25 protein-coding genes are annotated in these 23,925 nt (G+C 74.1%); 19 read left to right on the top strand and 6 right to left on the bottom strand.

Going from position 1 to position 23,925, the window contains the following annotated elements; genetic code table 11:
* The first annotated feature begins 169 nt into the window (after nt 1-169).
* From K330_RS0107095 to K330_RS0107070, 6 genes are read left to right on the top strand one after another with little or no spacing between them, the layout of a single operon-like run.
* Nucleotides 170-1,234, top strand: a complete 1,065-nt coding sequence (locus K330_RS0107095; RefSeq protein ID WP_022921145.1) for an ABC transporter ATP-binding protein — start codon at nt 170-172, stop codon at nt 1,232-1,234.
* Nucleotides 1,231-1,872 carry an ABC transporter permease gene (locus tag K330_RS0107090; RefSeq protein WP_022921144.1) on the top strand — a complete coding sequence of 214 codons (642 nt, stop codon included), beginning with the start codon at nt 1,231-1,233 and terminating at the stop codon, nt 1,870-1,872. The genes K330_RS0107095 and K330_RS0107090 overlap by 4 nt, the downstream gene beginning before the upstream one ends.
* Nucleotides 1,869-2,558 carry an ABC transporter permease gene (locus K330_RS0107085; RefSeq protein WP_029202418.1) on the top strand — a complete coding sequence of 230 codons (690 nt, stop codon included), beginning with the start codon at nt 1,869-1,871 and terminating at the stop codon, nt 2,556-2,558. The genes K330_RS0107090 and K330_RS0107085 overlap by 4 nt, the downstream gene beginning before the upstream one ends.
* A gap of 20 nt (nt 2,559-2,578) precedes the next feature.
* On the top strand, nt 2,579-3,226 hold the full coding sequence (locus K330_RS0107080; protein WP_022921142.1) for an HAD family hydrolase: 648 nt from the start codon (nt 2,579-2,581) through the stop codon (nt 3,224-3,226).
* 35 nt (nt 3,227-3,261) lie between these two features.
* A complete protein-coding gene (locus K330_RS0107075; RefSeq protein WP_022921141.1) occupies nt 3,262-4,224 on the top strand; it encodes an ABC transporter substrate-binding protein in 963 nt (320 codons plus the stop codon).
* Nucleotides 4,225-4,261: 37 nt separating this feature from the next.
* Nucleotides 4,262-4,717 (top strand): hypothetical protein, encoded by a 456-nt coding sequence (locus tag K330_RS0107070; protein ID WP_022921140.1) that lies wholly within the window; start codon nt 4,262-4,264, stop codon nt 4,715-4,717.
* 9 nt (nt 4,718-4,726) lie between these two features.
* Here K330_RS0107070 and K330_RS0107065 read toward each other — a convergent pair whose 3' ends face one another.
* Nucleotides 4,727-6,088, bottom strand: coding sequence for a cryptochrome/photolyase family protein (locus K330_RS0107065; RefSeq protein WP_022921139.1), 1,362 nt, complete (start codon nt 6,086-6,088; stop codon nt 4,727-4,729).
* A gap of 133 nt (nt 6,089-6,221) precedes the next feature.
* Between K330_RS0107065 and K330_RS0107060 the strand changes: the two genes are divergently transcribed.
* Genes K330_RS0107060 through K330_RS0107035 form a run of 6 tightly spaced genes read left to right on the top strand, consistent with a single transcriptional unit; the run spans nt 6,222 to nt 10,390 of the window.
* On the top strand, nt 6,222-7,034 hold the full coding sequence (locus K330_RS0107060) for a DUF4397 domain-containing protein (RefSeq protein ID WP_022921138.1): 813 nt from the start codon (nt 6,222-6,224) through the stop codon (nt 7,032-7,034).
* A gap of 5 nt (nt 7,035-7,039) precedes the next feature.
* Nucleotides 7,040-7,846 carry a class F sortase gene (locus tag K330_RS24510; RefSeq protein WP_268238265.1) on the top strand — a complete coding sequence of 269 codons (807 nt, stop codon included), beginning with the start codon at nt 7,040-7,042 and terminating at the stop codon, nt 7,844-7,846.
* Entirely contained in the window at nt 7,843-8,460 is a 618-nt protein-coding gene (locus K330_RS0107050; protein WP_029202416.1) for an RNA polymerase sigma factor, read from the top strand. The genes K330_RS24510 and K330_RS0107050 overlap by 4 nt, the downstream gene beginning before the upstream one ends.
* A complete protein-coding gene (locus K330_RS22535; protein WP_022921135.1) occupies nt 8,457-9,077 on the top strand; it encodes an anti-sigma factor in 621 nt (206 codons plus the stop codon). Before K330_RS0107050 ends, K330_RS22535 begins: the two co-directional genes overlap by 4 nt.
* A gap of 29 nt (nt 9,078-9,106) precedes the next feature.
* Nucleotides 9,107-9,583 (top strand): DUF2867 domain-containing protein, encoded by a 477-nt coding sequence (locus K330_RS0107040; protein WP_022921134.1) that lies wholly within the window; start codon nt 9,107-9,109, stop codon nt 9,581-9,583.
* 9 nt (nt 9,584-9,592) lie between these two features.
* A complete protein-coding gene (locus K330_RS0107035; protein WP_022921133.1) occupies nt 9,593-10,390 on the top strand; it encodes a tryptophan-rich sensory protein in 798 nt (265 codons plus the stop codon).
* Here K330_RS0107035 and K330_RS0107030 read toward each other — a convergent pair.
* A complete protein-coding gene (locus K330_RS0107030) occupies nt 10,359-10,856 on the bottom strand; it encodes a DUF427 domain-containing protein (protein ID WP_229665725.1) in 498 nt (165 codons plus the stop codon). The genes K330_RS0107035 and K330_RS0107030 overlap by 32 nt on opposite strands.
* Before the next feature lie 277 nt (nt 10,857-11,133).
* Between K330_RS0107030 and K330_RS0107025 the strand changes: the two genes are divergently transcribed.
* Entirely contained in the window at nt 11,134-11,856 is a 723-nt protein-coding gene (locus K330_RS0107025) for a CPBP family intramembrane glutamic endopeptidase (protein ID WP_029202414.1), read from the top strand.
* A gap of 7 nt (nt 11,857-11,863) precedes the next feature.
* On the top strand, nt 11,864-12,880 hold the full coding sequence (locus tag K330_RS19735; protein ID WP_084617258.1) for an NAD(P)H-binding protein: 1,017 nt from the start codon (nt 11,864-11,866) through the stop codon (nt 12,878-12,880).
* Here the strand turns inward: K330_RS19735 and K330_RS19730 are convergent.
* Together K330_RS19730 and K330_RS22530 are read right to left on the bottom strand one after the other, a co-directional pair.
* Entirely contained in the window at nt 12,864-13,832 is a 969-nt protein-coding gene (locus K330_RS19730) for a MerR family transcriptional regulator (protein WP_022921131.1), read from the bottom strand. The two genes, K330_RS19735 and K330_RS19730, sit on opposite strands and share 17 nt — an antisense overlap.
* 132 nt (nt 13,833-13,964) lie before the next feature.
* Nucleotides 13,965-16,673 carry a cell wall-binding repeat-containing protein gene (locus tag K330_RS22530; RefSeq protein ID WP_022921130.1) on the bottom strand — a complete coding sequence of 903 codons (2,709 nt, stop codon included), beginning with the start codon at nt 16,671-16,673 and terminating at the stop codon, nt 13,965-13,967.
* A gap of 367 nt (nt 16,674-17,040) precedes the next feature.
* Between K330_RS22530 and K330_RS23625 the strand changes: the two genes are divergently transcribed.
* From K330_RS23625 to K330_RS0106990, 4 genes are all read left to right on the top strand, one after another.
* Nucleotides 17,041-18,804: a peptidoglycan-binding domain-containing protein gene (locus K330_RS23625; RefSeq protein ID WP_022921129.1), complete on the top strand. Its 1,764-nt coding sequence runs from the start codon at nt 17,041-17,043 to the stop codon at nt 18,802-18,804.
* 61 nt (nt 18,805-18,865) lie between these two features.
* A complete protein-coding gene (locus tag K330_RS19725; RefSeq protein WP_022921128.1) occupies nt 18,866-19,966 on the top strand; it encodes an App1 family protein in 1,101 nt (366 codons plus the stop codon).
* A complete protein-coding gene (locus K330_RS0106995; RefSeq protein ID WP_022921127.1) occupies nt 19,959-20,819 on the top strand; it encodes an Fpg/Nei family DNA glycosylase in 861 nt (286 codons plus the stop codon). The genes K330_RS19725 and K330_RS0106995 overlap by 8 nt, the downstream gene beginning before the upstream one ends.
* Nucleotides 20,820-20,861: 42 nt before the next feature.
* On the top strand, nt 20,862-21,191 hold the full coding sequence (locus K330_RS0106990; protein WP_022921126.1) for a rhodanese-like domain-containing protein: 330 nt from the start codon (nt 20,862-20,864) through the stop codon (nt 21,189-21,191).
* Between the two features lie 7 nt (nt 21,192-21,198).
* Here the strand turns inward: K330_RS0106990 and K330_RS24025 are convergent, their stop codons facing one another.
* The gene (locus K330_RS24025; protein ID WP_022921125.1) at nt 21,199-21,801 is read right to left on the bottom strand and encodes a putative acetyltransferase; all 603 of its coding nucleotides are present in this window, start codon (nt 21,799-21,801) and stop codon (nt 21,199-21,201) included.
* A 191-nt stretch (nt 21,802-21,992) separates the two neighbouring features.
* Between K330_RS24025 and K330_RS0106980 the strand changes: the two genes are divergently transcribed.
* A complete protein-coding gene (locus tag K330_RS0106980) occupies nt 21,993-23,201 on the top strand; it encodes an ATP-binding protein (protein WP_022921124.1) in 1,209 nt (402 codons plus the stop codon).
* Here K330_RS0106980 and K330_RS24020 read toward each other — a convergent pair.
* The gene (locus K330_RS24020) at nt 23,158-23,895 is read right to left on the bottom strand and encodes a FixH family protein (RefSeq protein WP_156875719.1); all 738 of its coding nucleotides are present in this window, start codon (nt 23,893-23,895) and stop codon (nt 23,158-23,160) included. The two genes, K330_RS0106980 and K330_RS24020, sit on opposite strands and share 44 nt — an antisense overlap.
* Nucleotides 23,896-23,925 lie beyond the last annotated feature (30 nt).

The following is a 23,925-nucleotide window of genomic DNA, read 5'->3' as shown; positions in this document are numbered from 1 at the left end:
GGGCCGCACACCCGCTCCCTTCACCCGGGGGCACCGCGACGACACCGCACCGACCGGCGTGCGCGACGCGCGACCTCACCGCATACCCCCGGGGAGGGTGCCGTTGTGCGCGCCGGGAGATGCACGGGGCGGGGGCCTCACGGGCCCGCTGCGCATAGTGTGGGCGTCGATGATCCGCTTCGAGAGTGTCACCAAGAGGTATGCCGACGGCACGGTCGCGGTCGACGGCCTCGACCTGGAGGTGCCCGGGGGCGGCATCACTGTGCTCGTGGGTCCTTCGGGCTGCGGCAAGACGACCAGCCTGCGGATGATCAACCGCATGGTCGAGCCGAGCTCGGGCCGCATCCTCATCCACGACCGGGACGTGGCCGACCGGCCCCCGGCGCAGCTGCGGCGCAGCATCGGCTACGTCATCCAGCACGCCGGCCTCTTCCCGCACCGCACCGTGCTGGCCAACGTCATGACGGTCCCGCGGCTGCTCGGCTGGGACCGCGGCCGGGCGCGAGCGGCCGCGATGGAGTCGCTGGAGAAGGTGGGCCTGACGGCCGACCAGGCCCGGCGCTACCCCACGCAGCTTTCCGGCGGCCAGCAGCAGCGCGTGGGCGTCGCCCGCGCCCTGGCCAGCGGCCCCGAGGTCGTGCTCATGGACGAGCCGTTCAGCGCGGTCGACCCGATCGTGCGGGCCGAGCTGCAGGACGAGGTCCGCCGGCTCCAGCGCGAGCTCGGCATCACGGTCGTGCTGGTCACCCACGACATCGACGAGGCGCTGAGCCTCGGTGACATGGTCGCCGTGATGCGCCAGGGCGGACACCTGGCGCAGTTCGCCCACCCCGCCGAGCTCCTGGCCGAGCCGGCCGACGACTTCGTCGCGACCTTCGTCGGGCGCGACCGCGGCTACCGTGCGCTGGGCTTCGTCGACGTGGCCGTGACCCCCAGCCCGGTCCTGACCGCCCGGCTGGGCGAGTCCGTGCCCGCAGGGACCGGGTGGGTGCTGGCCGTCGACGAGGTCGGCGCGCCGATCGGCTGGGCCGACGCCACCGGCTGGGGCGGCCCCCTGACCGACTCGCGGCTGCACCGGCTCGGCACCCTCGCCCCCGCGGGCGCGAGCGCGCGCACCCTGCTCGACGCCGTCCTGTCCTCCCCGAGCCGCCGCGGCGTCGTCGTCGAGGACGGCCGGGTGGTCGGCACGGTCGGGGCCGACGAGGTGCTCCGGGCGCTGGGGACCCTCCGATGATCGACAGCGTCGGCTGGGGCACGCTCGGGGAGCTGGCCCTGCGCCACCTCTACCTGGCGGGCGTGCCACTGGTCGTGGGCCTGCTCATCAGCCTCCCGCTGGGCTGGCTCGCCCGCCACGTGCGCTGGCTGGGCCCGCCCCTCGTCGCGGGCACCGGCCTGATGTACACCATCCCCTCCCTCGCGCTCTTCATCCTCCTGCCCCTGGTCCTGGGCACCCGGATCCTCGACGACGCCAACGTCCTCGTCGCCATGACGATCTACACCGTCGCGCTGCTGACGCGCACGGTCGCCGACGGCTTCGCCTCGGTCCCGTCGCACGTGAGCCAGGCGGCGACCGCGATGGGCTACGGCGAGCTGCGCCGCGTGGTCGCCGTCGACCTGCCCCTGGCCGTCCCCGTCGTCGCCGCCGGCCTGCGCGTCGCCGCGGTGAGCAACGTCTCGATCGTCTCCATCGCCGCGCTCGTCGGCGTCAGCCAGCTGGGGTCGCTGTTCACCGACGGGTTCAACCGCAACGCGATGGGGCCCATCGTCGTGGGCGTCGGCGCGTGCGTGGCCCTGGCGCTGCTGCTCGACGCGGCCATCGCCCTGCTGGCCCGGGCCGTGACCCCGTGGCTGCGTCGGGGGGTGCCGGCATGATCGTCTCGGTGTGGGAGTGGCTGGTCGACCCGGCCAGCTGGAGCGGGCCCGGCGGGATCCTGGCGCAGTCGCTGGCGCACCTGCGCTACTCCTTCATCGCCCTCCTGGTCGCCGCGCTCGTCGCCGTGCCGGTCGGGCTGTGGGTCGGTCACACCGGCCGCGGTCGTTGGCTGGCGGTCAACATCGCCGGCGCCTTCCGGGCCATCCCGTCGCTGGGGGTGCTCTTCGTCGCGGTGCTCCTCCTGCTGCCGCGGCTGCGCGGCGAGCTCGCCTTCGAGCTCCCGGCGCTCATCGTCCTGGTGCTGCTCGCCGTGCCCCCGATCCTGTCGGGCACCTACGCCGGGGTGCAGGCGACCGACCCCGCGGCCCGCGACGCGGCCAGGGGTATGGGGATGACCGGCGCCCAGGTGCTCCGCCAGGTCGAGGTCCCGGGGGCGATGCCGCTGATCATGTCCGGCCTGCGGGCGGCCATGCTCCAGATCATCGGCACCGCCACGATCGCAGCGGTGGTGGGGATGGGCGGGCTCGGCCGGTTCCTCATCGACGGCCAGGCCAGCCGTGACTACGCGCAGATGGCCGGTGGTGCGCTCGTCGTGGCCGCCCTGGCCCTGGCGGTCGACCAGGCCCTCGCCCTGGTGCAGCGGGCCCTCGTCTCGCCCGGGCTGTCCACCGCGTCCGCGCGCTGAGCCGCCCGCACAATGGGGCCATGCGCTCGGTGATCTGGGACCTCGGCGGCACGCTCGCGGACACCTACCCCGACGTGGACCGGGCGCTGGCGTCCGCGGTCCACGGCGACGGGCGCCCGCCCACGGACGCGGAGCTGCACGAGGTCGCGCTGCTGACGCGCATCTCCAGCGGCCACGCCGTCGAGGTGCTCGCCGAGCGGCACGGCATGTCGTCCGAGGCGCTGCGCTCGGCCTACGAGGCCACGAAGGAGCTGTGGCGCACCGACCCTCCGCCGGTCATGGACGGGGCACGAGAGGTCATGGAGGCGGTCCGCCGGCAGGGCGGGCTCAACCTCGTCGCCACCCACCGCGACCGCGAGAGCGCGACCCAGCTGCTCCACACCCTGGGGCTGGCGGTCGACGACATGGTGTGCGCGCCGGACGGGTTCCCCCGCAAGCCGGACCCCGCGATGGTCCTCGAGCTGCTGCGCCGGCACGACCTCGCGGCCGAGGACGCGCTGGCCGTCGGTGACCGCCCCGGCGACGTGCTGTCGGCGCAGGCCGCGGGGGTGCGCGGTGTGCTGCTGGAGACACCGGGCATCCCGCTCGAGGCCGAGGGGGTCGAGCGGGTGACCGCCCTCGCCGAGATCCTCCCGCTGCTCGGCGTGCGGGGCGGCGGTTCTTCGTGACACTCTTGGCGCCACGCCTACCCGGGAGGAACCTCATGCGTCGCATGCCCGCCGTCCTGCTCGCCCTGACCGCCACGCTGGCGCTGTCCGCCTGCGGCGGCGGCGACCCGCTCGACGCCGACGAGGGGGCCGGCGACACCCCCAGCGGGGGCACGACCGACGACAGCGGCGAGACCGAGGGCGGCGCGTCCTCCGGCGACGTGGGCTCCGTGGTCGTCGGCTCGGCCAACTTCCCGGAGAACGAGCTGCTCGCCGAGATCTACGCCGCGGCCCTGTCCGACCAGGGCGTCGAGGTGTCCACGACCCTCAACATCGGCAGCCGCGAGACCTACATGGCCGGGCTGGAGGACGGGTCGATCGACCTCATCCCGGAGTACACCGGAGGCCTGGCGACCTTCCTCAACCCCGAGATCACCGCCACCTCCTCCGAGGAGGTCCTCCAGGAGGCGCAGGACAACCTGCCCGAAGGCCTGCAGCTGCTGGAGATCAGCGAGGCCGAGGACAAGGACGCCCTGGTCGTGACGAGCGAGACCGCCGAGGAGCTCGGCCTCACCTCGATCGCCGACCTCGAGGGGCAGGCCGGCGACCTCGTGCTCGGCGGCCCGCCGGAGTTCGAGACCAGGCCCAACGGCGTGGCCGGCCTGGCCGAGGTCTACGGCGTGGAGTTCGGGCAGTTCCGCTCGCTCGCCGCCGGGTCCAACCTCACCGTGCAGGCCCTGGCCAACGGCCAGGTCGACGCCGCCAACATCTTCACCACCGACCCGGCGATCGAGGAGAACGACTTCGTCGTGCTCGAGGACCCCGAGTCGCTCTTCGCGGCGCAGAACATCGTGCCGCTCATCAGCTCGGAGGTCGTCAACCCCACGGTCGAGGACGCCCTCAACGCGGTGTCCCGCGCGCTCACCACCGACAACCTCACCGAGATGATGGTCCAGGTCGTCAGCGAGGGCCAGGACCCGGCGGAGGTGGCCAGGGAGTTCGTCGACGCCAACCTGTGAGCGAGCGGGCGGGACGGCGTGCGTCTACCTTGACGGCATGAGCGACGACGACCGCACCGGCCGCGACCTCGACCCCGAGCACGCCCGCCCTGCGGGTGCGACCGACGCCGAGGTCGAGGCCGCCGGCACCATCAGCGAGGCGCTCGAGAAGGTGGAGCGCGCCCGTGGGCACCTCTACTCCTTCCACCAGCTCATCGGTGCGGCCGACTTCGGCTTCGGCGACGGCGCCGACCAGCTCGAGGCCAGCGGTCACCGCGAGCTCGCCGAGCGGCTGCGGCAGGAGCTGATCGGGCTCAACGTCATCGCCGGCCGGTGGAGCTTCCAGGTCGTCGAGGACTTCGACGACGGCTACTGGGCGACCGCGCGCGATCTCGACCGGGCGGTGCGCGAGGAGGTCACCGACGGGCGCCGGCACGTCTTCGAGGCCGAGCTGAAGCAGCAGCGGCGCACGCACGGCCGGCCCGGGCACGAGGCGACTCCGGGCGACCTCTGAGCCGGTCGCCTACCGCACCGCCTCGTAGCGCCGCAGCGCCTCCTTGCGCTCCTCGGCGTGGTCGACGATGCGCTCCGGGTAGCCGTGCGCGTAGCCCTCGGGGTGCTCCCAGGGCTCGTGCACGGCCCGCCCGGGCAGGTGCGCCAGCTCGGGGACCCACCGGCGCACGTAGTCGCCGTCGGGGTCGAACCGCTGCCCCTGCGTCACGGGGTTGAACACCCGGAAGTAGGGGGAGGCGTCGGTGCCGGTGCCGGCCACCCACTGCCACCCGTGGTTGTTCGACGCCAGGTCGCCGTCGAGGAGGTGGTCCAGGAAGTGGCGGGCACCGACGGGCCACCACACGTGCAGGTCCTTGGTGAGGAAGCTGGCGGTGATCATCCGCAGCCGGTTGTGCATCCAGCCGACCGCCAGCAGCTGCCGCATCCCCGCGTCCACGACCGGATAACCGGTGTGCCCCTGCTTCCACGCCTCGATGGCGTCCTCGGGCTCGTCGTAGCGCAACGACCCCAGGGCCTCGCGCAGGTCGTGCCAGGCGCTGTGCGGCTGGTGGTGCAGCACGTCGGCGTAGAACTCCCGCCACGCCAGCTCGGTGGCGTAGGTCTGCGCGCCGCGCCCGCTGCGCCCCGCCAGGTCCGCCAGCAGCGTGCGCGGGTGCACGGCACCGACCTTGAGGTATGGCGAGAGGCGGCTGGTGCCGTCGAGGTCGGGTCGGTCCCGGCCGGCGTGGTAGTCGCCCAGCGTCTCCTCGAGGAACTCGCGCCACCGCTGCAGCGCCGCGGCCTGACCCGCCGCGGGCAGGCGCGGCAGGTCCTCGACCGACAGGGCGTCGTCCAGCGCCCGCTCGGCCGCGTCGTCCGAGGGCGCGTCCACTAGGTCGAGCCTGCGCGGGGTGGGGGCCGGGTCCGGCCAGCCGTGCTCGCGCCAGGCGCGGGCGAAGGGCGTGAAGACCCGGTAGGGGTCGCCGGAGCGGTTGTGCACCAGACCGGGCCCCACGGCATACGGCGTGCCGGTCTCGACCCACTCGACGTCATCCGTCTCCAGCGCGGTGCGCACCCTGGCGTCGCGCCGGGCCCCCGTCGGGGTGGTCTCCCGGGTCACGTGCACCGACGTCGCGCCGAGCTCGCGCGCCAGCCGGGGCACCACCTCGCGCGGGCTGCCGCGTCGCAGGACGAGCCGTCCGTCGAGCCGGTCGGCGACGGCGCGCACCGAGGCGGCCAGCCAGGCCCGGCGCACCGGCCCGCCGCCGTCCCACAGCAGGGGGTCGACGACGAAGCACACGGCCAGCTCGCCGTCCGCCGCGTCGCGGGCCGCCAGCAGCGCCGGGTGGTCGGCGGTGCGCAGGTCACGACGGAGCCACAGCAGCGAGGTCATGAAGCCCAGTCTAGGCGGCTACAGACAAACCTGTGACAGAAATTTGACAAAGGTTGAATCCGCGGGCGGGTCGGGGCCCGTAGTAGTGGGTGAGGGCGGAAACGATCCGCCCCGGACACGAGGAGAAACTCCGATGCGCAAGACCACCACCACCGCAACGGCGCTGCTGGCCGGCGTCTCGCTCGCCGCCTTTGCCGCGCCCGCCTCCGCCGACGACCACGAGTCCACGGTCTCCGTGCTGCACGGCGTGCCGGGTCTGACCGTCGACGTCTACATCAACGGCGAGGAGGCGCTGCCGGACTTCGCCCCGGGCACGCTGACCGACCCGATGATGCTGGCCGCCGGCAGCTACGACATCGAGGTCTACGCCGACGGCGACACCCCCGACTCCGCCGAGCCGGCCATCTCCGCCGAGGGCCTGGAGGTCCCCGGAGGCGCCAACCTGACCCTCGCCGCCCACCTCGGTGAGGACGGCACCCCCATGCTGAGCGCCTTCGCCAACGACGTGTCCACCACCGAGGCGGGCCAGGCCCGGCTGACCGTGCGCCACGCCGCCGCGGCCCCCGCCGTGGACGTGCGTGCCGGCGGCAGCCCGGTCATCGAGGGCCTGACCAACCCCGACGAGAAGGTCCTGAACCTCGACGCCGGCAGCGTCTCGGCCGACGTCGTGCTCGCGGGCACCGACGAGGTCGTCCTCGGCCCGGCCGACGTCAACCTCGCCGAGGGCACCAACACGATCGTCTACGCGTGGGGCTCTGCCGAGGACGGCACGCTCGACCTGGCGGTCCAGACCATCGACGGCCTGCACAGCGCCCCCGAGGGTGTTCCCTCGGGCCAGGGTGGCCTCGCAGACCAGGGTGCCCTCCTCGTCCTGGCCCTGGCCGGGGCCGCCGGCGCGGTCGTCGCCGGGCGTCGAGTGATCCGCGCGAACGTCACTGCTGCGTGATCTCGATGCGCCCGCGATCCCGGCGACGGACACGTCTCGACATCGTCGCCCTCCTGGTGACCGTCGTGTGCGTGGCCGTCGCCGGGTGGGCGCTGCGGGGGCTGCTGTCCAGCCCCGTCCCCCAGGCGGCCGACTTCGGCACCGACAGCCCGGTCAGCACGGCCCAGGCCGCCCCCTCCTCTGACACCCCCGCGGCGGACGACGCCTCCGGCGCCGCAGCCACTGAGGCCCCGGAGTCGCCCGTGGCCGACCGGTCGGCGGACGACGGCCGACCGGCCCCGCAGGCCGCGGCCCCCGCCGCCGGTTCCGTGCCCACCCCTCCGGCCCGCAGTTCGGCGGCCCTGGCCGACCGTCCGGACCCCGCGCCGGCCCCGGTCCGCCTGCGGGCCCCCTCCGTCGACCTCGACGTCCCGCTCGACGCGGTCGGCGTCGCCGCCGACGGCCAGATGGAGATCCCCGAGGACGCCGACCGTGCCGGGTGGTACCGCCACGGACCCGCCCCGGGCACCGACAACGGCTCGGCGGTCATCGCCGGGCACGTGGACGACAGGTCCGGCCCCGGAGCCTTCCTGGCCCTGACCGAGGCCCGGGAGGGTGACGAGCTCGAGGTCGACCTGGCCGACGGCAGCACCGCCACCTACCGGATCGTGTCGCGGGTGTCGGTCGCCAAGCCCGAGCTGGCTGTCGACGACCTGTTCCGCCGGGACGGCTCCCCCACGCTGCACCTGGTGACCTGCACCGGTGAGTGGTCACGGCAGACCGGCCACTACACCGACAACCTCGTGGTCACCGCGGAGCCGGTGCAGGGATGACCACCTTCGTCGCGAGCGCGCCGGCCCCGCCGGCGCGCCGTGACGCCGGGCGTCAACTAGATTCGGTGGCCATGAGCAGCGCCGCGCAGGAGGAGCAGCTGGCCTCCGCGTGGGCCGGCGGCGACGAGAGCGTGGTGCAGCACGCCTACGAGCGATGGGGAGGACTGGTGCACGGCCTGGCGAGACGGGCGGTCGGCCCGGCCGACGCCGACGACGTCACCCAGCAGGTCTTCCTCGCGGCGTGGCGCCGGCGCGAGACCTACCGTCACGAGGAGGGCCCGCTGGGAGCCTGGCTCGTGGGCATCACCCGGCGCCAGATCGCCGAGCACCTGCGCACCCGGCACCGGGCGGCCGAGGTGCCGACCGCCGCGGAGGAGCTGCCCGGCGCGGCGTCGCCCGCCTGGAGCGCGGCCGACGCGGACGACCTGCTGGCGATCTACGAGGAGCTCGAGCGCATCGGGGAGCCCCAGCGCCAGATCGTGCTCATGGCCTACGTCCAGGACAAGACCCAGCGCGAGATCGCCGAGGAGCTCGACCTGCCCCTCGGCACCGTCAAGACCCACACCACCCGGACCATGGCCCGGCTCCGCACGCTCGTGGGAGGTGCCCGATGAACGACCTGGACCACGCTCCCGCCGGGCGCCCCGCGGAGCTGCTGCGCCGTGCGGGAGACGTCGACGACGCACCCCCGCCGCAGGTCTGGGAGGCCCTCGCGCGCGCCCTGCGCGAGGACGGACGGCATACCTCGGAGGCACCCGCCTCCCTCCACCGGGCACGGTCACGCCGCGAGGCGAGGCGGGGAGGCGGAGCGCGGGGTGGTGGCCTGCGCCTGGTCGCCGCCGCGGCCGCCGGCGCCCTGCTCACCTGGGCCGGGATCGCCCTCGCCGAGCGTGAACCGGCGCAGGTGGTCGCCAGCGGTGACCTCGCGGTCCTCGCCGAGGGCGGGGCCGAGGGCCGCGCGGAGGTCGTCCAGGTGGACGGCCAGTCCCGGCTGCGCGTCGAGCTGGAGGACGTCCCGGACGCCGGTGACGGCTACCTCGAGGTGTGGCTCCTGCGGCCCGACGTCTCCGGCATGGTCACGCTCGGGGTGCTGGACGGGCAGACGGCCGAGTTCCCGCTGCCCGAGGGCCTCGACCTGGTCGAGTACGCCGTCGTCGACATCTCCCGCGAGCACGTGGACGGTGACCCCGGCCACGGCGGGGACAGCCTCGTGCGCGGCGAGGTGGGGTGAGGGCGGCCCGCGCCTGGAGGTCAGAGGCCGTGCACGAACGACGCGAGACGCACGTGGCGGCCCCGCCCTCCGTCGTGTGGGGCTGCGTCGCCGACCTCGGCGGCCCGCACGGCTGGTATGCCGCCAACACCCTGTGGCGGCTGCGCTTCGCCCTCGACCGGGCGGTCGGCGGACCGGGGCGCCGCCCGAGGCCGCTACGCCCGCTGCGCCTGGGTGACCCCGTCGACGGGTGGGTCGTGTCGGGGCTCGAGCCGGGACGTCGCCTGACGCTGACCTCCTGGCAGCGGCTGCCCGGCACCGCCGTGCTCACCTACGAGGTGCTCGCGGACCCCGACGGCGGGCCGGGCGCCCGGCTCGTGCAGCACCTGCTGTGGCGACCGCACGGGCTGCGGGGGCGACTGCTGTGGGCCGCCGAGCTGCCCGCGCACGTCCTGGTCATGCGGGCGATGCTGCGGGGGGCGGCCCGCGAGGCGCAGCGCCGGGCGGGGCCGGAGGGCCGTGTGTAGCCTCGCAGGATGAGCACCCTGCGCCGCGACCAGCTCCTGGTGACCCTCTCCGCGATGGTCTGGGTGGTCGGGACGCTGATCGGCACCGGCCTGCTCGGCGGCGGTGGCGTCGAGGAGCAGGGCGGCGGGTCCTTCTCCGACGAGGCCACGCTCATCGCGCCGGACGGGCCGGCGTTCTCCATCTGGTCGGTGATCTACCTCTTCCTGGCCCTCTACGTGGTCTGGCAGTGGCTGCCCCGCGCGGCCGGGTCGGTGTGGGCGGCGCGCACGCGCCTGCCGGCGGCCGCGTCGCTGGCGCTCAACGGCATCTGGCTGCTCGTGGTCTTCGCCGGCTGGATCCTGGGCTCGGTGGTCGTCATCGCCGGCATCGCGGCCGCCCTGGGCGTGATCCTGCGACGCACGGCCGACCTGCCCGACGAGGGCTGGCTGCCGAGGGTCGCCGTCTCCGTCACCTTCGGGCTCTACCTCGGCTGGATCTGCGTGGCCACCTGCGCCAACGTCGCGCTCTGGCTCGTGGGCCTGGGGGTGCCGGCGGAGGGCACGGTCGCGACCTGGACCACGGTGGCGGTGCTGCTGGTGGTGGTCGCGCTGGCCGGCTACCTGCTCACGCGCACCCCGGACCGGGTCGTGCGCACCGCCTTCACCGCCGCCGTCACGTGGGGCGTCGCCTGGGTGGCGGTCGGCCGGCTGGCGAGCGAGCCGGCCAACACGGTCGTGGGGTATGCCGCGGTCGTGGCCGCCGTGCTCGTCGTCGGGCTGTGGGCGGCGCTGACGCTCACCAGAGCAGGGTCCCCGGCGCGCCCTTGAACGGGCCGGTCACCCGCGAGGTCACCCAGCCGCCGTAGAACCCGCCCTCCTGGGCGACGACGCGCTCCCCGTCGACGAAGCAGCCGTCGTCCGCCTCCGTGGCACCGTCGAGGAGGCCCGGCATCAGCGCCACGTGCCCCCGCAGCTGCTCGAAGCCCGGCAGCGGCCGGTCGTAGCTCCAGCCCGCCCGGGCCAGGCGCAGCCCGTCGAGGACCAGGTCCCAGTAGTCGGCCGCGCCCTTGAACTCGCACACGGTCCTGCGCCCCTGCTCCGCGGGCCGCAGCACCCCGGGCGCGAAGGCGTCCCGGGGCAGGTAGTAGGTGGGCGGGTGGGAGGTCTCCAGGACGCGCAGCGCGCGGTCCGTGCTCGCCACCTCCCGACCGCCGAGGACGACCTGCACACGCTCCCCGCCCCGGGTGTCCACGGCGGGGGGCCGGGGATAGTCCCAGACGGACTCGACGGTCACGGTCGCGCCTCGCAGGGGCAGGTCCCCGGCCGGGCTCGCAGGGCACGTCGTCGCCCGGCCGGGGCGGCAGTGGCGGTCACGGAGCGGAGGGTGCGACCGCGGGCGGGGGCCGTAGGCGCCGTCGTCGTCACCGTTCGTTCCTCTCCAACAGGGTCGCGACCGCCTGCCGGTCCACCTGCACTCTCCATGCTGCGCCGGGTGCACAATGTTTGTCAAGAGATCGTCAGGAGTTCGTCTGGAGGTGACGTAACGCGTGGTCCACGGCAGGGTGGGATCCGTGAACCCGGTGACCGAGCTGCGTGCCTTCGTGCGCGCCGCCCTCGTCACCAAGGTCCCCCGCACCCGGCGCGACCCGGCGCACGTGCTGCGACGCCGCCGGGTCGTGGCGGCGGTCACGCTGGTCGTGGGCGCGGCGCTGCTGTGGTGGTCCCTGCGGCTCGAGCCGGGGGACCCGCTCTTCTACGCCGGGACCGCCGCGCTCGCGGTCACCTGGGCGGCCGGGGCGCTCCTGGGCGGCCCGCTCTACCTGGGGCGGGCGCACACCCGCGCGGGCACCGCATACGCCCGGCCCGTCGTGCAGTCCCTGGCCCTCGGCCTGCTGCTCCTGGCGGTGTTCCTGGCCGGGGCGCTCCTCGTCGCCCAGGTGCCCGCGCTGCGCGGGCCGGTCGACGACCTGCTCGACCACGCCCGCTTCGGCTCGCTGCCGCTGGTCCTGGCCATCACCGTGGTCAACGGCCTCGCCGAGGAGATCTTCTTCCGCGGCGCGCTCTACGCCTCCATCCCCGAGCGCTGGACCGTGGCCGCCACGACCGTCATCTACGCCCTCACCACCGTGGGGTCGGGCGTCCCCCTCCTCGTGCTCGCCGCCGTCTGCGTGGGTCTCGTCTGCGCCCTGCAGCGACGGGTCACCGGAGGCGTGCTCGGCCCGATGATCACCCACGTGACGTGGTCCTCGGGCATGCTCCTGCTCCTTCCACCGCTCCTGTCCGCCCTGAGGTGATCCCATCATGAACGACCCATCACGCACCGCACTCGTCACCGGCGCCACCGGCTACGTCGGCGGGCTGCTGGTCCCGCGGCTCCTGCAGGCGGGGTATGCCGTGCGCGTGCTCACCCGCTCGGGGAACCTGCCCGCGGCCTGGGCCGACCGGGTCGACGTCGTGCGCGGGGACGCCGGGGACGACGACGACCTGCGCCGCGCGCTGCAGGGGGTCGACGTCGCCTACTACCTCATCCACTCGATGGACGGTGGTGGCGACTTCGTCGGCCGCGACCGTCGGCTGGCGGAGCGGTTCGGGGCCGGCGCCCGCGAGGAGTCGGTCTCCCGCATCGTCTACCTCTCCGGGCTGCACCCCGACGGTGAGCTGTCCACCCACCTGGCCTCCCGGGTCGAGGTGGGCCGGATCCTGCTGGACTCCGGCGTCCCCACCGCCGTGCTCCAGGCGGCGACCGTCATCGGCCGGGGCTCGGCCAGCTTCGAGATGCTGCGCTACCTCACCAGCCGCCTGCCGGTCATGGTGGCACCGCGATGGCTGGGCAACAGGATCCAGCCGATCGGGATCGAGGACGTGCTCCACTGGCTCGTGGCCGCCGCTGGGCTGCCCGCCGAGGTCAGCCGGGAGTTCGACATCGGCGGGCCCGACGTGCTGACCTACGAGCAGATGATGCAGGTCTTCGCTGAGGAGACCGGTCAGCGCAGGCGGCTGATCTACACCCTGCCGGTGATGACCCCCTGGCTGGCCAGCCACTGGGTGGGCGTCGTCACGCCGGTGGACGCCGGTGTGGCCAAGCCGCTCGTGGGCTCCCTGGTGCACGAGGTGGTGTGCCGCGAGCGCGACCTGGAGGAGCTTGTCGGACCCCCGCCCGGCGGGGTGACGTCCTACCGGGACGCCGTGCGGCAGGCCATGCGGGGGGTCGACCCCGACCCCCGGCACGCGGTCCGGTGGGTCGGCACGGGGGCGGCGGCGCTGCTGGTGGCAGTGCTGGCCGGAGCCGTGGCGGGGCGCCTCAGGTCGCGAGGCTGACGGCGAGGTCGTGCGCGCTGCGGGTGACCGAGCCCTGCAGCACCGTGGCCGGCTGCTCCTCGCCCCAGCCGGCGCAGCCCCGGCCGCCGGCGAAGATGCGCAGCGTGGGGTCGGCCTCGGCGAGCGCGCGCACCAGCTCGGCCGCCGCCTGCTCGTCCGCAGGGCGGGGCACCGAGATGGCGACGGCGGCCGGCTCGAGCCGTCGGGCGGCCGACACCCAGCTGGCGACCGGCAGGTCGGCGCCCAGGTAACGCACGTCGACCCCACGGCGCCGCAGGCAGGTGGCCAGCGCGAGCGCCGCCAGCTCGTGCATCGTCCGCGGCGGCAGCCCGACCATGACGACCGGGGCGTTGACCGCCGTGCCGGCGGCCTCGAACGCCTGGCTCAGCCGCCGGTGGACCGCCGCGCTGACGAAGTGCTCGCCCGCCACGCTGATCTCCTCGGCCGCCCAGCCCTCACCGACCCGCACCAGGGCCGGCGTGAGCCACTCGTCGAAGACCGTCTCGAACGAGCCGGCCGCCATCGCACGGTCGAGCGTGCGCTCCAGGGCGGCCCGGTCGAGGTTCCGGGCCGCCTCGGCCAGGGCGTCGACGGGGGGCAGTGCCGACGGGGGGAGGGCGGCCGGCGTCCACCCCAGCTCGGCGCCTCCTGCGGGGGTGCGGTGCCCGTTGCCGGAGGTCTGCGGCCCGTCCGGCGAGGCGGTGGTCCCGCCGTCGAGGTCAGGCGGGCTCTCGGCCACCACCTGCTCGGCGGCGAGGGACGCCGGGGCTCCTCCGGCGACGAGCTCGGCCATGCGGCGCAGACGGGCCACGTCGTCGTCGCCGTAGAGGCGGTAGCGCGAGGCCGTCCGGCGCGGGGACACGACGCCGTAGCGCCGCTCCCAGGCGCGCAGCAGATCCGTGGAGATCCCCGTGAGCTGGCTGACCTGCTTGACCGTGTAGCGCACCGGCACCGTGCCTCCTGGCCCGATCGGATGTTGATCGTCCAACCATAGCGCAAGTCTGGACGGACCTTGTACAAACAGTGCGGGGGCCGCCACCGGTCGGTGGCGGCCCCCGCGGGGTCGGACGTGCCTAGGTCAGGCTCACAGCCCCGTGACGCGGTCGCCCGGTGCGGTCAGGCCCGGGTTGGCGTCGAGGTAGGCGACCAGTGCCGCCAGGTCCTCGGGACCGCCGGTGAGGTTGGTGCCCTCGGTGAACGCCGTGAAGTTGTCACCGCCCTGCTGCAGGAAGTTCAGCGTCGAGACCCGGTAGGTCGCGTCGAGGTCCAGCGGGGTGCCGTTCAGCGTCATCCCGCTCACCTTGCTGCCCTGCGGCTGGGTGTCGTCCCAGGTGTAGGAGAAGCCCTCGCTCACGCCCAGCGCCAGGTACTGCCGGCCGCGGGTGGGGACGAACTGCTGCTCCAGGGCCGCCTTGACCTGCGCGCCGGTCATGTCGACCGACACCAGCAGGTTGCCGAACGGCATGACGTTGTAGGCCTCCTCGTAGGTGACCTGGCCCGGCTCCTCGCCGTTGGTGACCTGGTCGACCAGCAGGCTGGCCCGGACCCCGCCGACGTTCATGAAGGAGATCTGGGCACCACCCTCGTCGGCGCCGTCGGTGGCCGCCAGGATGACGTCGGCGATGAGGTTGGCCATCGGCGTCTCGATGCCGCGGTCGCCACCGGCGTCGCCGGTGATGTCCTCGGCGACCGTGCCGACCACGCGACCGGCCAGCACCTCGGCGCGGGCCGTCCACTTGGCGACGACGTCGACCATCTCCGGGTCGTCCGCGACGGACTGCAGGACCAGGTGGTTCTCCGAGCGGACGCGGTCGCGGATGACGTCACCGGTGCTGCGGCTGACCGTCAGCGCGGTCTCGGTGACGACACGGCCGTACTGGTTGGCGCTGGTGACCGTGCGGGGCTCACCGGCGGGGTCGTCGATGCTGCAGATGTAGGGCTGGTGGGTGTGCCCGGTGACCACGGCGTCGATGGCCGGGTCCAGGTTCTCGGCGATCTGGACGATCGGGCCGGAGATGCCCTCGCAGCCGTTGTAGGTGCCGGCCTGGGCGCCGCCCTCGTGCAGCAGCACCACGATCGACTCGACTCCGCGGGCCTGCAGCGCCGCGGCCTGGGCGTTGGCCGTCTCGACCTCGTCGCGGAACTCGACGGTGGCGACGCCGCCCGGGCTGACCAGGCTGGGGGTCTCCTCCAGGGTCATCCCGATGAAGCCGACGTCGACGCCCGCGACCCGGCGCACGTCCGTGGCGGGCAGGATCGGCTCGCCGCTGGTGCGGTCGATGACGTTGGCCGCCAGCCACTGGAAGTCCGCGCCGTCGTAGGGCTCGTCACCGAACTGGCCGAGCTCGGGGTGGTTGCCGCCGTGCTGCATACGCAGCAGCTCGGTGACGCCCTCGTCGAACTCGTGGTTGCCCACGCTGGAGATGTCCAGGCCGGCGACCTCGAGCGTCTCGACCGAGGGCTCGTCCTGGAACAGGCCGGAGAGGAAGGTCGAGCCGCCGATGAGGTCACCGGCCGCGACCGTCAGGCTCTGCTCGTCGTAGGAGCGGGTGCGCAGCATGTCCAGGGTCGTGGACAGGTTGACCGCGCCGCCGACGAGGTGCTGGTCCGGGTCCTGCTCGGCCGTCAGCGTGCCGTTCTCCTCGGCGATGTGCCCGTGGTAGTCGTTGAAGGACAGCATCTGCACGACGAGCTCGTCGAACCACGTCGGCAGCGCGATCTCCAGCATGTCCACCACCGCCGGGTTGACGGCGCCGGGCCCGCCGAAGGCCACCACGCCCTGGGGGGAGAGGACCTCCAGGGAGGTCGCCGTCGCGCTGGGGAGCAGGTCGGGGCGGGTCAGCAGGAGGGGTCCGCCGTGGTGGCCCGCGAAGGCGCCACCGGTCAGCCCGTCCGGGAAGGCCCGGCCGCTGGCCAGGAAGGCCACCGTGTCCGCCTCGTAGGAGCCGGCGACCGCGGCCGCGGTCTCGTAGCGGTTGGTGCCTCCGACGCGGGTGGTGTCCGGCACGATCGCCGCGATCGACTCGACCACGGTCTCCGAGACGGCACCGTCGCCGCCGACGACGACCACGGACTGCGGCGCGAGCGCCTCGATCGTGCTGGCCGTGACGGAGCGCAGGCGCGTGGGGTCGGTGAGCAGCACCGGCACGCCCTCCTTGCCCGCCAGCGCACCGACCGAGAGCGCGTCGGCGTAGGTCCGGCCGGTGGTGACGTAGAGGACCGGGAGCCCGGAGGGGTAGGAGCCGGCCACCGCGGCCGAGGTCTCGTAGCGGTCGATGCCGGAGAGGCGCTGCACGCTGGCGGCATAGCCGCCGAGCTCGGCCTGGACCGCACCGGAGACGGCGGCGGTGCCGCCGACGACGACGATGCGGCTGGGGCGCAGGTCCTCCAGCGCGGCGCGGGTGGCGTTGGGCAGCCGCTCGGGCTGGGTCAGCAGGATCGGCACGGGGGCTCCCGCTGCCTGGTCCTCCCCGAGCGTCGCCCCGGTCACGGAGGCGGGCAGCTGGGCGGACAGGGCGTCGGGGAAGTCGGTGCCGGAGGCGATGACGACCGTGCGGGTCGCGTCCGCCGGGTAGTTGCGCGCGATCTCGGCGGCCGTCTCGTAGCGGTCGTCGCCTGAGAGGCGGTGGACCTGGGTCGGGTCGGGCAGGACGGGGGTATGGGGTGCCGGTTCGACGTCGGGCCCGTCAGGCGCGGACGAGGCGACCTGGGCACCTCCCGCCACCAGCATCAACGCCGCGCTGGCGGCCACGAAGGCCCGGCGGTTCGATCTGTCTCGGGGGGACAGGGACATGGCGATACTGCTCCTCACAGGCGATGAACGACTCGACGTCGAGCCGTTGTCATGCAAGGTAGTGCATGTGCCGCCCCGGGTGGGAGGAACCGGCAGGACCGAGGGCCCGCACAGGGTGGATCTGGGGCGGGTGTGACGCGTGTGGTGAACCACCTTCAGACCGGGAGACGAAATGTGGGCCAGGGCATTGTCCAGCCGCTCCCGGCGGCATAGAGTCGTCGCACGCGACCGCCGCCGCAGGGGGCTGCGAGAGCGGATCCGACGATGGGTCGAGGACAGGAGCAGTCGGGACATGCGACGCAACGGGGGCGCGCGCCACAGGGGTAGTGGCGCGGGCGAGCGGGCGACGCGGTGGAGCGCAGCAGCCGTGCTGGCTGGGGTCATCGCCGCGGGCGGCGCCCTGCCGGCGCTGGCCGACGACCCGCCGGTCGAGGGTGACCAGGGGGCCGGCCCGGCGCCGGCGGCTCCCGCCGTGCCGGGACCGCGGACAGGATTCACGCCCAACGGGGGCTTCGGGGGGTCCGCGAGCTTCGTGCCGGTCCCGGCCGACCCCGACGTCGTGCCCGAGCCGCCGACCCGTGAGGGGCTGCCCGAGCAGGTCGACGAGAAGGGTCCGTTCGCCCAGCAGATCTCCTGCGACCCGGCCACCCGCCCGGGTGTCACCGCGTTCGCGCTGCTGGTCAGCAGCCACTACGACCGGCCCAGCTTCTCCGGGGCCCGGCCGTGCATCGACTACGCCTCCTTCCACCACGACGGACGCGCGCTCGACTGGCCGCTGAACGCCTGGGACTCGGCGGACCGTCAGATCGCCGACGCCGTCATCTCCTGGCTGGTCGCCGACGACGGTGAGGTGGCCAAGCGGTTCGGCATCGAGTACCTGATCTGGAACGGGCTGATCTGGGACAACAACAGCGGCCGGTGGAGCTACTACACCGGCAACCCGCACACCGACCACATCCACTTCTCCTTCACCTGGGACGGTGCCCAGATGCGCACCTCCTGGTGGACGGGGGTGGCGGTCACCGAGCCCGACCTGGGCCCCTGCGACGTGACGCCGCGGCAGTATGCCGCCCTGCACCAGGCGCCCCGCACGAGCGCCTGCGACGCCGCCACGGTCGCCGCGGTCCCCAGCACCGGGCTGGCCCGGGTCCGGCCCGGGGAGTCGGGGTCGGGGGTCGCCATGCTGCAGGAGGTGCTCGAGCTGGAGCCCACCGGTGTGCTCGACGAGGCCACGCGCCGGGCCCTGGTGGAGTGGCAGGAGGAGCACGACATCCCGGCCACCGGGGTCGCCGACGAGTTCTCCTACGCCGTGGCGACCGGCCAGGAGCTCGCGCCCTTGCCCCCCGACGCCCTCGCGGTCCCTCGTCAGGAGTGGCAGACGACCGCGTTCACCCCCCACCTGCGCACCACGCTCACCCAGGGTGACGAGGGGGAGGCCGTGACGGTGCTGCAGGAGGCGCTCGGCGTCGAGGCCGACGGGTCGTTCGGGCCGCTGACCGCGAAGGCGCTCACCGAGTGGGAGCAGACGGTGCCGGTGCTCAAGGTCCAGGCGTCGCGGCGCGGTGACGCCCCGGCCACGGTGACCCCGCTGACCTGGGTGCTGCTGGAGCGGGCGGCCCACCCGACCCTGGTGATCCGCGACGTCGAGCTGGAGCACGGTGACCTCGACGAGCAGGCCGACCCTGACGGGGAGCTGGCCAAGCGCGCGACCGTCGAGGGTCGCAGCGACAGCCCCTACATGGGCGGCGCGGTGACCCTCCTGCAGCAGCTGCTCGGCGTCGACGACGACGGCAGCTTCGGCCCCGGGACCGAGGCAGCGGTCATCGAGGTGCAGAAGGCCGCCGAGCTCGAGCCGACCGGTGTCGTCGACGGGCCCACCTGGGCCGCTGTCGAGGCACAGGCCCTCGAGGCGGGCCGCGTCGACGGCGCCCCCGGTGCCACGGCCACGGCCGAGAAGAAGGCGGCCGAGAAGAAGGCCGCGGAGAAGAAGGCGGCCGAGAAGAAGGCGGCCGAGAAGAAGGCGGCCGAGAAGAAGGCCGCGGAGAAGAAGGCGGCCGAGAAGAAGAAGGCGGAGAGGGAGGCGCAGGAGCGCGCCCGGGCCTGGGAGACCGCGGTCCAGGGCGCGAGCTGACCTGCACGGGCAGACGGCCGGACGACCCGGCGAGGGCCCGACGCGGATAGTGTGTGTGCCTATGGCGCGTCCCCACATCGCCGCCCGGTTCGAGGACTCCGTCCGTCGGCGCATCGAGTCCCGGTTGCGGCGGCAGGGCTGGCACGAACGCGTGGCGGGCTACACGGGCTACGCCACCCTCGACCGGGCCCGGGTCTTCGCGCGCGTCACGCTGTCGCGGACCGAGCCCGAGGAGCGGCGCACCGCGCTGACCCACGCGCACGACTCCTTGCTGGACATCGCCCAGCGCGGGTGGCGGGTGTTCCTCACGGCCCCGGCGGGCCAGGTCCCGGTCACCGTGCGGATGGGCGAGGCCGTCGTCCACGGCTCGAGCGACCGGGGTGGCTACGTCGACCTCGACGTGCCCGGGCACGGGCTGGGTCCCGGCTGGCAGGAGGCCACGATCGGCCTCGACAACGGCGACTCGGTGACGCTGTCGGTGCTCGTCGTCGACCCGGAGGTCGAGGTCGGCCTCGTCAGCGACATCGACGACACGATCATGGTCACCCACCTGCCCCGCATTCTCATCGCCGGCTGGAACACCTTCGTGCGCTCGGAGATCGTCCGCGAGAAGGTGCCGGGGATGGGTTCGCTCTACCGCGCGCTGGTCGCGGAGGAGCCCCGGATGCCGGTGTTCTACCTGTCCACCGGCGCCTGGAACACCGCCCCGGCGCTCACCCGCTTCCTGCGTCGGCACGACTACCCCCTGGGCCCGATGCTGCTCACCGACTGGGGGCCGACCAACACCGGCTGGTTCCGGTCGGGGCAGCAGCACAAGGAGTCCGAGCTGCGCCGCCTCGCCGAGGAGTTCCCGCAGATCCGCTGGATCCTCGTCGGCGACGACGGTCAGCACGACCCCGTCATCTACGGCGAGTTCACCCGGGACCACCCGCAGGCCGTCTCGGCGATCTGCATCCGCGAGCTGACGCCGGCCGAGCAGCTGCTCTCCAGCGGTCTGCCGGTCGCCACCGACGAGCTGCTGGGCAAGCGGACCGACGCCCCGATGCTCAAGGCCCCGAACGGCTACGGGTTGCACCAGCTGCTGGTCGCGGCCCGGCCCCCGTCGGTGGAGGCGGACGGCATACCCGAGGAGCGCGACGGGCAGGAGCCCCGCAGTGCCTGAGCTGCCCGAGGTGCAGGCGCTCGCCGACTTCCTGGGCGGGCGGATGACCGGTCGGGTCGTCACGGACGTCGAGCTGGGCTCGATCGCGGTGCTCAAGACCTTCGACCCGCCCCCGGACGCCCTCGTGGGGCGCCCCGTGGACGGCGTGGGGCGCCACGGCAAGTTCGTCGACGTCGACGTCGACGGCACCCACCTGGTCTTCCACCTGGCCCGGGCAGGCTGGCTGCGCTGGTACGAGGAGGTGCCCGCCACACGCATCCGCCCCGGCAAGACCCCCATCGCGCTGCGCGTGCGCCTCGACGACGGCTCGGGCTTCGACCTCACCGAGGCCGGCACCAAGAAGGGCCTGGCGGCGTATGTCGTGCCCGACCCCACCGCGGTCCCCGGCATCGCGTCGCTGGGCCCGGACCCGCTCGCCGACGACTTCGACCTGACGCAGTTCGCGGCGCTGCTGGCCGGTCGCCGCACCCAGGTCAAGGGGCTGCTGCGCGACCAGTCCGTGCTCGCCGGTGTGGGCAACGCCTACTCCGACGAGGTGCTCCACGCGGCGAGGCTCTCGCCGTTCGCGCTGGCGGCCTCGCTGACCGAGGAGGAGGTGGCGCGGCTCTACGAGGCGCTGCGGACCACCCTGGCCGCGGCCGTGCTGGCCGCCGAGGGCAAGCCGGCGGCCCAGCTCAAGGACGCCAAGCGCGCGGGGATGAACGTCCACGGCCGGACCGGGGAGACCTGCCCGGTGTGCGGCGACACCGTGCACGAGGTGTCCTTCGCCGACTCCTCGCTGCAGTACTGCCCGACCTGCCAGACGGGTGGCAAGGAGCTGGCCGACCGCCGGATGTCCCGGCTGCTGCGCTAGGACGGGCGGCGGGCGGGCGCCGTCGGTGTCAGGATGAGGGGCATGAACCACGTTCCTACCGTCTCCGTCTCCGAGTTGCCCGACGACGCCGTGCTGGTCGACGTCCGCGAGCCCCAGGAGTGGGCCGCCGGTCATGCGCCCGGTGCGGTGCACATCCCGATGGGCGACGTCCCGGCACGTCTGGACGAGCTGCCGGTCACCGACGACCCGCTGCCGGTGGTCTGCCGCAGCGGCGGCCGCTCGGAGCGGGCGGTGCAGTGGCTCGTGCAGCAGGGCTTCGACGTCGTCAACGTCGCCGGGGGGATGCGCGACTGGCACCGGTCGGGCAAGCCCATGACCAGCGACTCCGGCCAGGAGCCGACCGTCCTGTAGCGCCCGGTCAGGCCGGTGGGGTGAAGATCCGAGCCTGCCACCCGGCCGCGCGGGCCGCGGCCACCCGGTCGGGCCGGTCGTCGGTGAGGCGCACCTGCGGCCGAGCCAGCTCGCGACCGAGCCGCTGCTCGACGCCGCCGTGGACCGCCGCGTAGTCGGGCGCCAGGTCGGAGGGGGCCGCCACCTCCAGGAGGAGGGGCACGACGCCCTCGAGGCCGGCGCGCGCCAGGGCCTGCGGACCGCGACCGGAGCCGTCCGCGAGGACGACGACCGGGACTCCGGACCCGCGGAGCGCGTCGACGAGGGTGGCCACGGCCGACGGTGTGCCGTCGCCCCCGTCGGTCAGGAGCAGGCCGTCGTGGCCGAGGACCGCGACGCCGGCGCCGCGCAGGAAGGTGTCGATGCGCCAGGGTGCCGGGCGCACGCGCCGGTGCACCACCACCGAGGCGAGGAGCACGCGGACCTGGCCGCGGCGGGTCTGCAGCGTGACGCTCGTCTCGTCACGCGCCGACAGGACACCGACCGCGTCGGTCGCGCGGCCGTCGGGGAGCCGGTGCCGCACGGTCACCCGCTCGCCCAGCGGGACCGAGCTGAGGTCCGATGTGCTCATCTGCCTCACTCTAGTGCGGTCGCTAGAGGCGCACAGACGACCCGATCACCCGACAATCATCGTGTCTACCGTTATCTAAGGTCTGACTAAGACATCGGCATAGTGCGAGATCGAACCGGTGGTGCGCGTGGTCGATGACGGTCTCTGCGTGTCTCTGCTGCTTTCGCTAGACGACGCCATACAGTCCGAGCGTGGATCCCATCCGTAACCCCTACGCCCCCGGCGCGGGCCAGCGTCCGCCCGAGCTCGCCGGCCGCGACGAGCAGCTCGACCGCTTCCGGGTGGTGCTCGAGCGCATCCAGCGAGGCCGGCCGGAGCGGTCGATGATCCTCACGGGCCTGCGGGGCGTGGGCAAGACCGTGCTCCTCAACGCGCTGCGCTCCACGGCGGTGCGGGCGCGGTGGGGGACCGGTAAGTACGAGGCCCGGCCCGAGCAGGGGATGCGCCGGCCGATGGCCGCCGCGCTGCACGTGGCCGTGCGCGAGCTGGGCCATCCGCAGGGCGACGAGGTCGACCACGTGCTCGGGGTCATCAAGGCGTTCGCGCAGAAGGACCAGCCCGGTGCCAAGCTGCGCGACCGGTGGAACCCGGGCATCGACGCACCCGCGGTGACCGGGCGCGCCGACTCCGGCGACATCGAGATCGACCTGGTCGAGCTGTTCACCGACGTCGGGGGCCTGGCAGCGGACGTCGGCAAGGGGGTCGCGGTGTTCATCGACGAGATGCAGGACCTGGGCCCCGAGGACGTGTCCGCGATCTGCGCCGCCTGCCACGAGCTGAGTCAGTCGGCGCTGCCGGTCATCGTCGTCGGCGCGGGGCTGCCCCACCTGCCCGCCGTGCTCTCGGCCAGCAAGTCCTACTCCGAGCGGCTCTTCCGCTACACGCGCATCGACCGGCTCTCCCGCGAGGCGGCCGAGCGCGCCCTCCAGGCTCCGGCCGAGGACGAGGACGCCGAGTGGGCGCCGGACGCCCTCGAGGCGATGTACGTCGCGACCGGTGGCTACCCCTACTTCATCCAGGCCTACGGCAAGGAGGTGTGGGACCTGGCACCCGCGTCCCCGATCAGCGCCGAGGACGTGCGGGTGGCCGCGCCCGAGGCGGAGGCCGAGCTGGCCGTGGGGTTCTTCGGCTCGCGCTACGAGCGGGCCACCCCGGGGGAGCGGGAGTACCTGCGGGCGATGGCCGAGCTGGCGGTGCAGTATGCCGAGAACGGCCAGGAGGTCGACGAGGTGGGCTCGGTGGCGACCGCCGACATCGCCACCCACCTCGACCGCAAGCCGCAGTCGCTCTCGCCCGCGCGGGACGCGCTGCTCAAGAAGGGCCTGATCTACTCCGGGGAGCGCGGTCGGATCGCCTTCACCGTCCCGCACTTCGGGCGTTACCTGCGCGCGCAGACCTGACGGACCCGGCGCCGCGGCGCAGGGTGCGGACCAGCAGCAGGACGCCCAGGCCCAGGGCGAGGAGGACGCCCACGGCAGGGACGACCACGGGCAGGCCGGAGGAGGCGGCCTCGGCGCCGACGGCCCCGGTCCCGGCGTCGGGCGGGTCATCACTCTGGACCTGCTCGACGGTCGTGACCGCCGGGTCCGCTGCCGGAGGGGCCGTGCCGGCCGCCGCGTCCGTCGTGGTGGCGTCGGCCCCGTGGTCCTCGACCGGTTCGACGGCACCGCCGACGATTTCGGTGTGCGTCAGCTGCGCGACCGGGCGCAGGGAGCTGATGCGCAGCTCCCACTCGCCCTCGTCGGCGAGGTCGACCGCGCCGCGGTAGACGCCGTCCTCATCGGTGGGCTCCAGGACGACCGGCTGCAGCACCGCACCCTCCGGACCATCACCGGCCACGGTCACCGCGGCGCCCACGGCCGGGTGGCCGTCCTCGCTGTAGCGCAGCTCGACCGTGACCTCCAGGCCTGCTTCCGCGTCCTGGACCTCGAGCAGGGTGAGGCGGCCCGTGTCGTCGTGCGCGAGCGCGGCCGGGCCGGTCATGGCGGAAACGGCCAGTGCCAGCGAGGCAGCCAGGGCCCAGGCGACCACCCGGGCGCACCACGCGAGCCGGCTGCGTCCTGCTCCGGCAGCTGGTCCGCGGTGTTCGCGCATGCCGCTCACCCCCTGGGGCCAGCCTGCCAT

It is taken from the genome of Ornithinimicrobium pekingense DSM 21552, assembly GCF_000421185.1.
Classification (GTDB): Bacteria; Actinomycetota; Actinomycetes; order Actinomycetales; family Dermatophilaceae; genus Ornithinicoccus; species Ornithinicoccus pekingensis.
This window is presented reverse-complemented; position numbering and strand designations above follow the sequence as displayed.